The organism is Stappia sp. ES.058 (assembly GCF_900105595.1).
GTDB lineage: Bacteria > Pseudomonadota > Alphaproteobacteria > Rhizobiales > Stappiaceae > Stappia.
This window is the reverse complement of sequence record NZ_LT629784.1, coordinates 2,427,673-2,441,426: the sequence shown is the minus strand read 5'-3', so window position 1 is coordinate 2,441,426 and position 13,754 is coordinate 2,427,673. Positions and strand designations below refer to the sequence as shown.

At 62.3% G+C, this 13,754-nt stretch carries 7 protein-coding genes; all 7 read left to right on the top strand.

Annotated elements, in window-relative coordinates; genetic code table 11:
* Positions 1-50: 50 nt before the first annotated feature.
* On the top strand, positions 51-4,193 hold the full coding sequence (gene rpoB, locus BLU32_RS11300) for a DNA-directed RNA polymerase subunit beta (protein WP_093807039.1): 4,143 nt from the start codon (positions 51-53) through the stop codon (positions 4,191-4,193).
* Between the two features lie 100 nt (positions 4,194-4,293).
* Positions 4,294-8,493 carry a DNA-directed RNA polymerase subunit beta' gene (gene rpoC / locus BLU32_RS11295; protein ID WP_093807037.1) on the top strand — a complete coding sequence of 1,400 codons (4,200 nt, stop codon included), beginning with the start codon at positions 4,294-4,296 and terminating at the stop codon, positions 8,491-8,493.
* A gap of 98 nt (positions 8,494-8,591) precedes the next feature.
* Complete coding sequence (locus tag BLU32_RS11290; RefSeq protein WP_093810900.1) at positions 8,592-8,885, top strand: regulator; 294 nt, start codon at positions 8,592-8,594, stop codon at positions 8,883-8,885.
* A 699-nt stretch (positions 8,886-9,584) separates the two neighbouring features.
* Entirely contained in the window at positions 9,585-10,055 is a 471-nt protein-coding gene (gene rpsG / locus BLU32_RS11285) for a 30S ribosomal protein S7 (RefSeq protein WP_093807035.1), read from the top strand.
* A gap of 24 nt (positions 10,056-10,079) precedes the next feature.
* On the top strand, positions 10,080-12,155 hold the full coding sequence (fusA, locus tag BLU32_RS11280; protein WP_093807033.1) for an elongation factor G: 2,076 nt from the start codon (positions 10,080-10,082) through the stop codon (positions 12,153-12,155).
* Positions 12,156-12,204: 49 nt separating this feature from the next.
* The gene (gene tuf, locus BLU32_RS11275; RefSeq protein WP_093807031.1) at positions 12,205-13,380 is read left to right on the top strand and encodes an elongation factor Tu; all 1,176 of its coding nucleotides are present in this window, start codon (positions 12,205-12,207) and stop codon (positions 13,378-13,380) included.
* 60 nt (positions 13,381-13,440) lie between these two features.
* On the top strand, positions 13,441-13,749 hold the full coding sequence (rpsJ, locus tag BLU32_RS11270) for a 30S ribosomal protein S10 (RefSeq protein ID WP_029057583.1): 309 nt from the start codon (positions 13,441-13,443) through the stop codon (positions 13,747-13,749).
* The last annotated feature ends 5 nt before the right edge of the window (positions 13,750-13,754 follow it).

The following is a 13,754-nucleotide window of genomic DNA, read 5'->3' as shown; positions in this document are numbered from 1 at the left end:
CCGGGATCGGCTTTTCGGAGAGCCGTATCAGATCGAAACGAGGAGCGACAATGGCGCACACGTTCAACGGTCGCAAGCGGGTCCGTAAGGTCTATGGATCGATCCGCGAAGTCGCCGCGATGCCCAATCTCATCGAGGTCCAGAAGGCGTCTTACGACCAGTTCTTGCAGGTCGACAAGCCGGACTCCGGACGTTTTGAAGAGGGATTGGAGGCGGTGTTCAAGTCCGTCTTTCCGATTTCCGACTTTGCCGGGACCGCGCTCCTCGAGTTCGTGAGCTACGAGTTCGAGCAGCCGAAGTACGACGTCGAGGAATGCCGCCAGCGCGGCATGACTTTCGCCGCGCCGCTGAAGGTGACCCTGCGCCTGATCGTGTTCGATGTCGACGAAGACACCGGCGCGAAGTCCGTCAAGGACATCAAGGAGCAGGACGTCTACATGGGCGACATGCCCTTCATGACGGACAACGGCACCTTTGTCGTCAACGGCACCGAACGCGTGATCGTGTCGCAGATGCACCGCTCGCCGGGCGTCTTCTTCGATCATGACAAGGGCAAGACGCATTCCAGCGGGAAGCTCCTGTTTGCCGCGCGCATCATCCCCTATCGCGGGTCGTGGCTCGACATCGAGTTCGACGCGAAGGACATCGTGCATGCGCGCATCGACCGTCGCCGCAAGATCCCGGTGACGTCCCTGCTCAAGGCGCTCGGTCTCGATGGCGAGGAAATTCTCAACACCTTCTATCGCCGCATCGATTACACGCGCGTCGGCGAAGGCACCTGGAAGGTCGCGTTCGACGGCGAGCGGCTGAAGGGCACGAAGGCCGCTTTCGATCTGATCGACGCCGACAGCGGCGAAGTCGTGGTTGAGGCCGGTCGCAAGATCACCGCCCGCACGATCCGTCAGCTTTCCGACAAGGGCGTGAAGGCGCTCAAGGTCGTGGACGAGGACCTGCACGGCCATTATTTGGCCGAGGACATGGTCGATCCGTCCTCGGGCGAGGTCTATGCGGAAGCCGGCGACGAGATCAACGAGAAGGTCCTCGCGGATCTGATCGAGCAGGGCTACGGCGAGATCTCGATCCTCGACATCGATCACGTGACGACCGGCGGCTACATTCGCAACACGCTGGCGGTGGACAAGAACGAGAGCCGTGAAGATGCGCTCTTCGACATCTACCGGGTGATGCGTCCGGGCGAGCCGCCCACGATCGAGACCGCCGAGGCGATGTTCTCCTCGCTGTTCTTCGACAGTGAGCGCTACGACCTGTCGGCCGTTGGCCGCGTGAAGATGAACATGCGCCTCGACCTGCAGTGCGAGGACACGGTGCGCACGCTGCGCAAGGAAGACATCCTCGCGGTGATCACCCTGCTGCTCGACCTGCGCGACGGTCGCGGCGAGATCGACGACATCGACAACCTCGGCAACCGCCGGGTGCGGTCCGTCGGCGAGCTGATGGAAAACCAGTACCGCGTCGGTCTGCTGCGCATGGAGCGCGCCATCAAGGAGCGCATGTCCTCCGTCGAGATCGACACGGTCATGCCGCAGGATCTGATCAACGCCAAGCCGGCGGCCGCCGCCGTGCGCGAGTTCTTCGGCTCCTCGCAGCTGTCGCAGTTCATGGATCAGACCAACCCGCTGTCGGAAGTCACCCACAAGCGTCGCCTCTCGGCGCTTGGCCCGGGCGGCCTGACGCGTGAGCGCGCGGGCTTCGAGGTCCGTGACGTGCATCCGACGCACTACGGGCGCATCTGCCCGATCGAGACGCCGGAAGGCCCGAACATCGGCCTGATCAACTCGCTCGCGACCTTCGCGCGCATCAACAAGTACGGCTTCATCGAAAGCCCGTACCGCAAGGTGAAGGACGGCCAGGTCACGGCCGAGACCGTCTATCTGTCGGCGATGGAAGAGGCGAAGTATCACATCGCCCAGGCCAACGCCGTGCTCGACGACGACGGCCGCTTCGTCAACGACCTGATCACCTGCCGTCATGCGGGTGAGAACATGCTGCTTCCGCCCGAGCGGGTGGAGTTCATGGACGTGTCGCCGAAGCAGCTCGTTTCGGTGGCGGCATCGCTCATTCCGTTCCTGGAAAACGATGACGCCAACCGCGCGCTGATGGGCTCGAACATGATGCGTCAGGCCGTGCCGCTGGTGCGTGCCGAAGCACCGTTCGTCGGCACCGGAATGGAGCCGGTGGTCGCACGCGATTCCGGTGCGGCCATCGCCGCCCGCCGGACGGGTGTGGTCGACCAGGTCGACGCGACCCGTATCGTCATCCGCGCCACGGAAGACAACGACCCCTCAAAGTCGGGCGTCGACATCTACCAGCTGATGAAGTTCCAGCGGTCGAACCAGAACACCTGCATCAACCAGCGTCCGCTGGTGCGTGTGGGCGACATCATCACCAAGGGCGACATCATCGCGGACGGTCCCTCGACCGACCTCGGCGATCTCGCGCTCGGACGGAACGTGCGCGTCGCGTTCATGCCCTGGAACGGCTACAACTTCGAGGATTCCATCCTTCTGTCGGAGCGCATCGTGCGCGACGACGTGTTCACCTCCATTCACATCGAGGAATTCGAAGTGATGGCGCGCGACACGAAGCTTGGACCGGAGGAGATCACGCGCGACATTCCGAATGTTTCGGAAGAAGCGCTGAAGAACCTCGACGAAGCCGGCATCGTCTATATCGGTGCCGAGCTGAAGCCGGGCGACATCCTGGTCGGCAAGATCACGCCGAAGGGCGAGAGCCCGATGACGCCGGAGGAAAAGCTCCTGCGCGCCATCTTCGGCGAGAAGGCCTCCGACGTTCGCGACACCTCGCTCCGCATTCCGCCGGGCGTGACCGGTACGGTCGTGGAAGTGCGCGTCTTCAACCGCCACGGCGTGGAGAAGGACGAGCGCGCCATGGCGATCGAGCGCGAGGAGATCGAACGCCTCGCCAAGGACCGTGATGACGAGCAGGCCATTCTGGACCGCAACGTCTACGGGCGCCTGGCCGAGATGCTTCTCGGCAAGATGGCCGTGGCCGGCCCGAAGCAGTTCAAGAAGAACACGGAAGTGTCGGGCGACGTCCTGAACGAGTTCCCGCGGTCGCAGTGGTGGCAGATCGCCGTCGAGGACGAGAAGCTGATGAGCGAAGTGGAAGCGCTTCGCGGTCAGTACGACGAGAGCCGCAAGCGTCTCGAGCAGCGTTTCATCGACAAGGTGGAAAAGCTGCAGCGTGGCGACGAGCTGCCGCCGGGCGTCATGAAGATGGTGAAGGTCTTCGTCGCGGTGAAGCGCAAGATTCAGCCGGGCGACAAGATGGCCGGTCGTCACGGCAACAAGGGCGTGGTGTCCAAGATCAACCCGATCGAGGACATGCCGTTCCTGGACAATGGCGACTATGTCGACATCGTGTTGAACCCGCTCGGCGTGCCGAGCCGCATGAACGTCGGCCAGATCCTTGAAACCCATCTGGGTTGGGCCTGTGCAGGCATGGGCATGAAGATCGGCGAGCTGTACGAGGAGTACAAGCGCTCCGGCAATATCGACGCCTTGAAACAGGAAATCGTCGAGGTCTTCGCCGACACCACGAAGAGCGAACCGGTTGCCGACTACGATGACGAGTCGCTTCTGCGGCTGGCCGACCAGCTCAAGACGGGCGTCCCGATCGCCACGCCGGTGTTTGACGGCGCACGCGAGCCGGATATCGTCACGATGCTCGAGCAGGCCCGCTACAAGGGGTCGGGCCAGTCGACGCTCTTTGACGGGCGCACGGGCGAGGAGTTCGATCGCCAGGTGACTGTGGGCTACATCTACATGTTGAAGCTCCACCATCTGGTCGACGACAAGATCCACGCACGTTCGATCGGGCCCTACTCGCTGGTCACTCAGCAGCCCCTGGGCGGCAAGGCCCAGTTCGGCGGTCAGCGGTTCGGCGAGATGGAAGTCTGGGCTCTGGAAGCTTACGGCGCCGCCTATACCCTGCAGGAAATGCTGACGGTGAAGTCGGATGACGTTGCCGGGCGTACCAAGGTCTACGAGGCGATCGTCCGCGGTGACGACACCTTCGAGGCCGGCATCCCGGAAAGCTTCAACGTGCTTGTGAAGGAAATGCGCTCCCTCGGCCTCAATGTGGAGCTGAAGGACGAGAAATTGCCCCTGACGGACGACTCGGGGGTTCCGGCGGTCGACGCCGCGGAGTGATCCGCGCCGATGATTGACGCCGAAACACGTTGACGTATTGCCGGAAGGGGGAGCGGGGCTGTCGTGCCGCTCCCCATCCGCGCATTCGAGGAGAGAGCCCATGAATCATGAGGTCATGAACCTGTTTAATCAGCAGGCTCCCGTGCAGACCTTTGATCACATCAAGATTTCGATCGCGAGCCCGGAGAAGATCCTCTCGTGGTCGTTTGGTGAGATCAAGAAGCCCGAAACCATCAATTATCGGACGTTCAAGCCCGAGCGCGACGGCCTGTTCTGCGCGCGTGTGTTCGGTCCGATCAAGGATTACGAGTGCTTGTGCGGCAAGTACAAGCGTATGAAGTACAAGGGCGTGATCTGCGAGAAGTGCAGCGTCGAAGTGACCTTGTCGCGGGTTCGTCGCGAGCGGATGGGTCACATCGAGCTTGCTGCTCCGGTCGCGCACATCTGGTTCCTGAAGTCGCTTCCCTCGCGTATCGGCCTTCTGCTCGACATGACGCTGAAGGATCTCGAGCGGGTTCTCTACTTCGAGTATTACGTCGTTCTCGAGCCGGGTCTGACCCCGCTGAAGCCGAACCAGCTTCTGTCGGAAGAAGACTACGTGCGCGCCCAGGACGAATATGGCGAGGATGCCTTCACCGCGATGATCGGTGCCGAGGCGATCCGCGAGATGCTGATGTCGCTCGACCTCGAGAAGGAACGCGATCACATCCGCAAGGAGATCTCCGAGGCGACGACCGAGCTGAAGCCGAAGAAGCTCGCCAAGCGTCTGAAGGTCGTCGAGGCGTTCATCGAATCCGGCAATCGCCCGGAATGGATGATCCTCACCGTCGTTCCCGTGATCCCGCCGGACCTGCGTCCGTTGGTTCCGCTCGACGGCGGGCGTTTCGCCACGTCCGATCTCAACGACCTGTACCGCCGCGTCATCAACCGCAACAACCGTCTGCGGCGTCTGATGGAACTGCGTGCGCCCGACATCATCATCCGCAACGAGAAGCGGATGCTGCAGGAGTCGGTCGACGCGCTGTTCGACAACGGCCGTCGCGGTCGTGTGATCACCGGTGCCAACAAGCGTCCGCTGAAGTCGCTGTCCGACATGCTGAAGGGCAAGCAGGGCCGTTTCCGGCAGAACCTGCTTGGCAAGCGCGTCGACTACTCGGGCCGTTCGGTCATCACCGTGGGTCCGGAACTCAAGCTGCATCAGTGCGGCCTGCCGAAGAAGATGGCGCTGGAGCTGTTCAAGCCCTTCATCTATTCGCGGCTCGACGCCAAGGGCTTCTCCTCGACGGTGAAGCAGGCGAAGAAGCTCGTCGAGAAGGAGCGTCCCGAGGTCTGGGACATCCTCGACGAGGTGATCCGCGAGCATCCGGTTCTCCTGAACCGTGCGCCGACGCTCCATCGCCTCGGCATTCAGGCGTTCGAACCGACCCTGATCGAGGGCAAGGCGATCCAGCTGCATCCGCTCGTTTGCGCGGCCTTCAACGCCGACTTCGACGGTGACCAGATGGCCGTTCACGTTCCGCTGTCGCTTGAAGCACAGCTTGAAGCGCGCACGCTGATGATGTCGACCAACAACATCCTGCATCCGGCGAACGGGTCTCCGATCATCGTGCCGTCGCAGGACATCGTCCTCGGGCTTTACTACCTGTCGCTCATCGCCGACGGCGAGCCGGGCGAGGGCATGGTGTTCGGCAACATCGGGGAGCTGCATCACGCACTCGAGACCGGTGCGGTCACGCTTCATGCAAAGATTAGGGGTCGCGTGCACACGGTCGAGGCGGACGGAACGCCCATCACGCGGATCGTCGAGACGACCCCCGGCCGCATGCTGATCGGCGAGCTTCTGCCCCATCACCACGAAGTGCCCTATGACGTCTGCAACAAGCTGATGACCAAGAAGGACATCAGCCGGATGATCGATTCCGTCTACCGCGCCTGCGGTCAGAAGGAGACGGTCATCTTCTGCGACCGGATCATGGGTCTCGGGTTTAATCATGCCTGCCGTGCCGGCATTTCCTTCGGCAAGGACGACATGGTGATCCCGTCGTCCAAGGCCGGCCTGGTCGACCAGACCGCGTCGCTCGTCAAGGAATACGAGCAGCAGTACAACGACGGCCTGATCACCCAGGGCGAGAAGTACAACAAGGTCGTCGATGCCTGGGCCAAGTGCACCGATCGCGTCGCCGACGAGATGATGAAGCGGATTCAGTCCGTGGAGTATGACGAGGAAACCGGCCGGCAGAAGCAGATCAACTCGATCTACATGATGTCGCACTCCGGTGCCCGTGGCAGCCCCGCGCAGATGAAGCAGCTTGCCGGCATGCGCGGCCTGATGGCCAAGCCGTCGGGCGAGATCATCGAGACGCCGATCATCTCGAACTTCAAGGAAGGCCTGTCGGTGCTGGAGTACTTCAACTCCACGCACGGTGCCCGTAAGGGTCTGGCCGATACGGCGCTGAAGACCGCGAACTCCGGTTACCTGACGCGTCGTCTCGTCGACGTCGCCCAGGATTCGATCATCCTTGAGGACGATTGCGGGTCGGAGAACGGGATCACGATCCAGGCGATCGTCGACGCCGGCCAGGTTATCGCCTCGCTCGGTCATCGCGTTCTCGGCCGTACCGCGGCGGAAGACGTGCTCAATCATGCCACCGGCGAGGTCATCGTTCCGCGCGGCACCCTGATCGAGGAGAAGGACGTCGAGGCCATCGAGGCCGCGAATGTCCAGATGATCAAGATCCGCTCGGTGCTGACCTGTTCCACCAAGCGCGGCGTCTGCGCGACCTGCTACGGTCGCGACCTCGCCCGCGGAACGCCGGTCAACATGGGCGAGGCGGTCGGCGTGATCGCGGCGCAGTCGATCGGCGAGCCGGGCACGCAGCTCACCATGCGCACGTTCCACATCGGCGGAACGGCGCAGGTTGTGGACCAGTCGTTCATCGAGTCGAACTTCGAAGGCACGGTGACGATCCGCAATCGCAACCTTTCGCGCGATTCCGACGGCAACCTGATCGCCATGGCCCGTAACATGGCCGTCGTGATCATCGATGCCGACGAAAACGAGCGGGCGGTGCACCGGGTTGCCTACGGCTCGAAGCTTCATGTCGACGAAGGCGATGCGGTCAAGCGCGGCCAGCGGATCGCGGAGTGGGATCCCTATACCCGCCCGATCCTGACCGAGGTCGACGGCGTGGTCGATTCCGAGGACCTTGTGGAAGGCGTTTCCGTGCAGGAGACGACGGACGAGGCGACCGGAATCACCAAGCGTGTCGTCATGGACTGGCGCACCTCGCAGCGCGGCAACGACCTGAAGCCGGCCCTTGTGGTCAAGAGCGCAGACGGGTCGATCAACAAGCTGCCGCGCGGCGGCGACGCACGGTCGCTGCTGTCGGTGGATGCGATTCTGTCGGTGCAGATCGGTGCCGAGGTCAAGGCCGGTGACGTGCTTGCGCGTATTCCGCTGGAAAGCGCCAAGACCAAGGACATCACCGGTGGTCTGCCGCGGGTGGCCGAGCTTTTCGAGGCCCGCCGTCCCAAGGACCATGCCATCATTGCCGAGATCGACGGCACGATCCGGTTCGGACGCGACTACAAGAACAAGCGTCGGATCATCATCGAGCCGCATGAGGAAGGCGGTGAGCCGGTCGAGTATCTCATTCCGAAGGGGAAGCATTTCCACCTGCAGGAAGGCGATACGATCGAGAAGGGCGAGTACCTGCTCGACGGCAATCCGGCGCCGCACGACATTCTGGCGATCCGGGGTGTCGAGGCACTTGCCGCCTATCTGGTCAACGAGATCCAGGAGGTCTATCGCCTCCAGGGCGTGGTGATCAACGACAAGCACATCGAGGTGATCGTTCGCCAGATGCTGCAGAAGGTCGAGATCACCGATGCCGGCGACACCGAGCTGCTCAACGCCGAGCAGGTCGATCGTCTGGAACTCGACGAGATCAACGAGCGGGCGATCGACGATGCGCGGGCCCCCGCCAGCGGCGTGCCGGTTCTCTTGGGGATCACCAAGGCGAGCCTGCAGACGCGGTCGTTCATCTCGGCGGCGTCCTTCCAGGAGACCACGCGTGTCCTTACCGAAGCCGCGGTCAACGGCAAGGAAGATTCGCTGGAAGGTCTCAAGGAGAACGTGATCGTCGGCCGTCTCATCCCGGCCGGTACGGGCGGAATGATGACGCGCATCCGTCAGGTGGCGCAGCATCGCGACGACCTGATCCTGGACGCCCGCAAGGCGGCCTCGACGGCCGGGCAGGTGGATCCGATGCTGGAAGACCTGAGTGGCGTGACCGAATAGGCGGCTTGCTCGTTTCAAACCTCGAAAGGGCCGCCATCGTGCGGCCCTTTCTTTTGTCACCGAGCCGGGCCGTGTCCCGTTCGTGCAAGGAGAGCACCATGAGCGACAGTCATTCCGAGACCGCGCCGCCCGTCTACATCATCATGGGGAGCGCGCGCGAGGGAGGTGTGGGAACACCCGAAGCCGACATTCCGGTCAACATCCTGCTTCGCGCTCCCGATGAGGACAGCGCCGTGCGCGCGGCTCTCGACGCGCTGACCTCGCAGGGGTTTGTCGAGGCAACCCTCGACCAGATCGGCATCATCCTCGAGGAGCCCGACGATCCGACCTTCGAAAGTGCCTATGCGGATGCGATGGGCGGAGAGGTGGCCGTGATCGCCTATCGCGACTAGGCGTGCAAAGAATCGCACATCGCAATTGCAAGAATCGAATCCCGACCTCCATCCAATCTTAAGAATCCCTGACCGTTTCACGCAATTGTTCCGGCAAGGCGCCTCGATGAGGCTGCCGGGTGCCGTCAGGACATCATGACCGCCGCCCCGAAGTCCCATGCATTTCTCGTGGTCGGAGGGATCTTTTTGCGAATATTGCGCAGTGCAGGCATTTGACGACAGGAATTACCATTATTCGGGGTCCGGCGGAGCATCCCCACAGGGGGATGAAATTGTTGTACGGCGGACTTGACGAGGGGCGGGTCCGACTGTAGTTTCCGCCCATCCCGAAGGCAGGCGGTAAGCACTTGTCGGTTCCGGCGCGCCAAGCACCGAACCAAGAAGCGTTTAAACGGTGCCGGGATCACGAGGCGAAAAAATATCGTACGCATGACCGCTGTAACGGTGGTCCTCTCGATTGGCGGCGCCTTTCCCGTTTGCGGGAACAGGTGCGATTCCGCATGTCATGCGGAATCAGGGCCGGCTGAAGCCGTGCCGCCGCAACGCCAACATCCGGTTCGGCCGGATGAGCACAGGTTCTGCGTGCCTTGTCTAAGGCATGCCAGGTTAGTCAGGGTGGCCCGATCACGGGTCATCGGTAAGCGCAAAAAGGCCAGCCCCGGGTTGGTACTTTGGGAAGTCAAGGTCTGAGGATCTGCTATGTCACGCCGTCACAGGGCTGAGAAGCGCGAAATCATCCCCGATCCGAAGTTCGGGGACGTGGTCGTCACCAAGTTCATGAATTCGATCATGTACCATGGAAAGAAGTCGGCCGCCGAAGGCATCGTCTACGGTGCATTCGACATCATCGAAGGCAAGGTTCGTCAGAACCCGGTCGAAGTGTTCCACGCCGCGCTCGACAATGTCATGCCGCAGGTTGAGGTTCGTTCGCGCCGCGTTGGCGGTGCGACCTACCAGGTTCCGGTCGAAGTCCGGGTCGATCGCCGTCAGGCGTTGGCGATCCGCTGGCTGATCACTGCGGCCCGCAACCGCAACGAGACGACGATGGTCGATCGCCTGTCGGGCGAGCTGATGGATGCCGCGAACAGCCGCGGATCCGCTGTCAAGAAGCGTGAAGACACGCACCGGATGGCGGAAGCCAACCGCGCGTTCTCGCACTATCGCTGGTAATCGGACTTCTAAGAGGCTGGCATTATGTCGCGCACGCACAAGATCGAAGACTACCGCAACTTCGGGATCATGGCCCACATCGACGCGGGCAAGACCACGACGACCGAGCGGATTCTGTTCTACACCGGCAAGAGCCACAAGATCGGCGAAGTCCATGACGGCGCCGCCACGATGGACTGGATGGAGCAGGAGCAGGAGCGCGGCATCACGATTACGTCGGCTGCCACGACTGCGTTCTGGAACGAAAAGCGCCTGAACATCATCGATACGCCGGGCCACGTCGACTTCACGATTGAAGTCGAGCGCTCGCTGCGCGTTCTCGATGGCGCCGTTGCGCTGCTTGACGCCAACGCCGGTGTCGAGCCGCAGACCGAAACGGTCTGGCGCCAGGCGGACAAGTATCATGTCCCGCGCATGATCTTCGTCAACAAGATGGACAAGCTCGGCGCGGACTTCTTCCGCTGCGTCGAAATGATCAAGAAGCGCCTCGGCGCGACGCCGCTGATCCTTCAGATCCCGGTGGGTGCGGAGAGCGAGTTCGCCGGTCTCGTCGACCTTTTGAAGATGAAGGCCCTCATCTGGCGTGACGAGTCTCTCGGCGCGCAGTGGGACGAAGTCGAGATCCCGGCCGAACTGGCCGACCAGGCCGCTGAATACCGCGAGCTGCTGATCGAGACCGCCGTCGAGGCCGACGAGGCCGCGATGGAGGCCTATCTCGAGGGCAACGAGCCATCGGTCGAGGAGCTCAAGGTCCTGATCCGCAAGGGCACGATCAACAACGATTTCGTGCCGGTGCTGTGCGGGTCCGCGTTCAAGAACAAGGGCGTTCAGCCGCTTCTCGACGCCGTCGTCGACTTCCTGCCGAGCCCGGTCGAAGTGCCGGACATCAAGGGCATCGACGCGAAGTCCGAAGAAGAGATTGCACGCAAGTCGAGCGACGAGTCCCCGCTGGCCATGCTCGCTTTCAAGATCGCCAACGATCCGTTCGTCGGGTCGCTGACCTTCTGCCGTATCTACTCGGGTGTGCTCAACAAGGGCACGTCGTTGCTGAACACGGTCAAGGGCAAGCGCGAGCGCATCGGCCGCATGATGCAGATGCACTCGAACTCCCGCGAGGACATCGAAGTTGCCTATGCAGGTGACATCGTTGCCGTCGCCGGCCTGAAGGACACGACCACGGGTGATACCCTGTGCGATCCCAACAGCGCCGTCATCCTCGAGCGCATGGAATTCCCCGACCCGGTCATCGAGATCGCGGTGGAGCCGAAGACCAAGAGCGACCAGGAGAAGATGGGTCTGGCCCTCAACCGTCTCGCCGCCGAGGATCCGTCCTTCCGCGTCAAGACAGATGAGGAAAGCGGCCAGACGATCATCGCCGGCATGGGCGAGTTGCACCTCGACATTCTTGTCGATCGCATGAAGCGCGAGTTCAAGGTCGAGGCCAACATCGGCGCACCGCAGGTTGCCTATCGCGAGACGATCACGCGGGAAGCCGAAGTCGATTACACGCACAAGAAGCAGACGGGCGGCTCCGGCCAGTTCGCGCGCATCAAGATCGTGATCGAGCCGAACGAGCCGGGCGAGGGGTTCTCCTTCGAGAGCACCATTGTTGGTGGCTCGGTGCCGCGGGAATACATCCCGGGTGTCCAGAAGGGTATCGAAAGCGTGATGACGTCTGGTCCGATCGCCGGTTTCCCGATGGTCGACATCAAGGCGAAGCTGATCGACGGTGCCTACCACGACGTCGACTCCAGCGTGCTCGCCTTCGAAATTGCCGGTCGTGCCGGCTTCCGCGAGGCCATCGCCAAGGGCAATCCCAAGCTCCTGGAGCCGGTCATGAAGGTCGAGGTCGTTACCCCTGAAGACTACATGGGTGACGTGATCGGCGATCTGAACTCGCGTCGGGGCCAGATTACCGGCACCGAGAACCGGGGCGTCGTGACCGTGGTGAATGCCATGGTGCCGCTCGCAAATATGTTCGGGTACGTGAACAACCTGCGTTCTATGTCGCAGGGTCGCGCACAGTATTCGATGGTGTTCGATCACTACGAACAAGTTCCGCAGGCCGTCGCGCAGGAAGTTCAGGCGAAGTTCGCCTGATTGCTGTCAACGCCCCATCATTTAGAGAACGAAGGTACGGAGAAATCCGATGGCGAAAGCAAAGTTTGAGCGGACGAAGCCGCACGTGAACATTGGCACGATCGGCCACGTCGACCATGGCAAGACGACGCTTACGGCGGCGATCACAAAGCAGTTCGGCGACTTCAAGGCGTATGACGAGATCGACGGCGCGCCGGAAGAGCGTGCGCGCGGCATCACGATCTCGACGGCGCACGTCGAGTACGAGACGGAGAACCGTCACTACGCGCACGTCGATTGCCCGGGCCACGCCGACTACGTGAAGAACATGATCACGGGCGCGGCGCAGATGGACGGCGCGATCCTGGTGTGTTCGGCGGCCGACGGCCCGATGCCGCAGACGCGCGAGCACATCCTGCTTGCCCGTCAGGTCGGCGTTCCGGCGCTTGTCGTGTTCCTGAACAAGGTCGACCAGGTCGACGACGAAGAACTCCTCGAGCTTGTCGAGATGGAAGTGCGCGAGCTTCTTTCGTCCTACGAGTTCCCGGGCGACGACATTCCGATCATCGCGGGTTCGGCGCTTGCCGCTCTCGAGGATCGCGATCCGTCGATCGGCGCGGAGAAGATCGCCGAGCTGATGAAGGCTGTGGACGAGTTCATCCCGACGCCGGAGCGTCCCGTCGACCTTCCGTTCCTGATGCCGATCGAGGACGTGTTCTCGATTTCGGGCCGTGGCACGGTCGTGACGGGTCGCGTCGAGCGCGGCATCGTCAAGGTCGGCGAGGAAGTCGAGATCATCGGCATCCGCGACACCAAGAAGACGACGGTGACCGGCGTCGAGATGTTCCGCAAGCTGCTCGATCAGGGTCAGGCCGGCGACAACATCGGCGCGCTGATCCGCGGCATCGGTCGTGACGACGTTGAGCGCGGGCAGGTTCTGTGCAAGCCGGGTTCGGTCACGCCGCACACGAAGTTCAACGCGGAAGCCTACATCCTGACGAAGGAAGAGGGTGGCCGTCACACGCCGTTCTTCACGAACTACCGTCCGCAGTTCTACTTCCGCACGACGGACGTGACGGGTGTTGTCGAGCTTCCGGAAGGCACGGAAATGGTGATGCCGGGCGACAATGTGTCGGTCGTCGTGACGCTGATCGTGCCGATCGCGATGGAAGACGGACTTCGCTTCGCGATCCGCGAAGGCGGCCGCACGGTCGGTGCCGGCGTCGTCGCCTCGATCATCGAGTAATCCGCGAGACCCGCGCGGCGGACAACAACGTTCGCCCGCGGACCGCATGGGGATTTGGACATGAACGGTCAAAACATTCGGATCCGTCTCAAGGCGTTCGATCATCGAGTTCTCGATGCATCGACCCGCGAGATCGTCAGCACGGCGAAACGGACCGGTGCACAAGTGCGCGGCCCCGTGCCGCTGCCCACGCGGATCGAGAAGTACACAGTGCTTCGTGGTCCGCATATCGACAAGAAAAGCCGTGATCAGTTCGAGATGCGCACGCATAAGCGTCTTCTCGACATCGTTGATCCGACGCCGCAGACCGTGGACGCGCTGATGAAGCTCGACCTCGCCGCTGGTGTCGACGTCGAGATCAAGCTGTAAGGCGC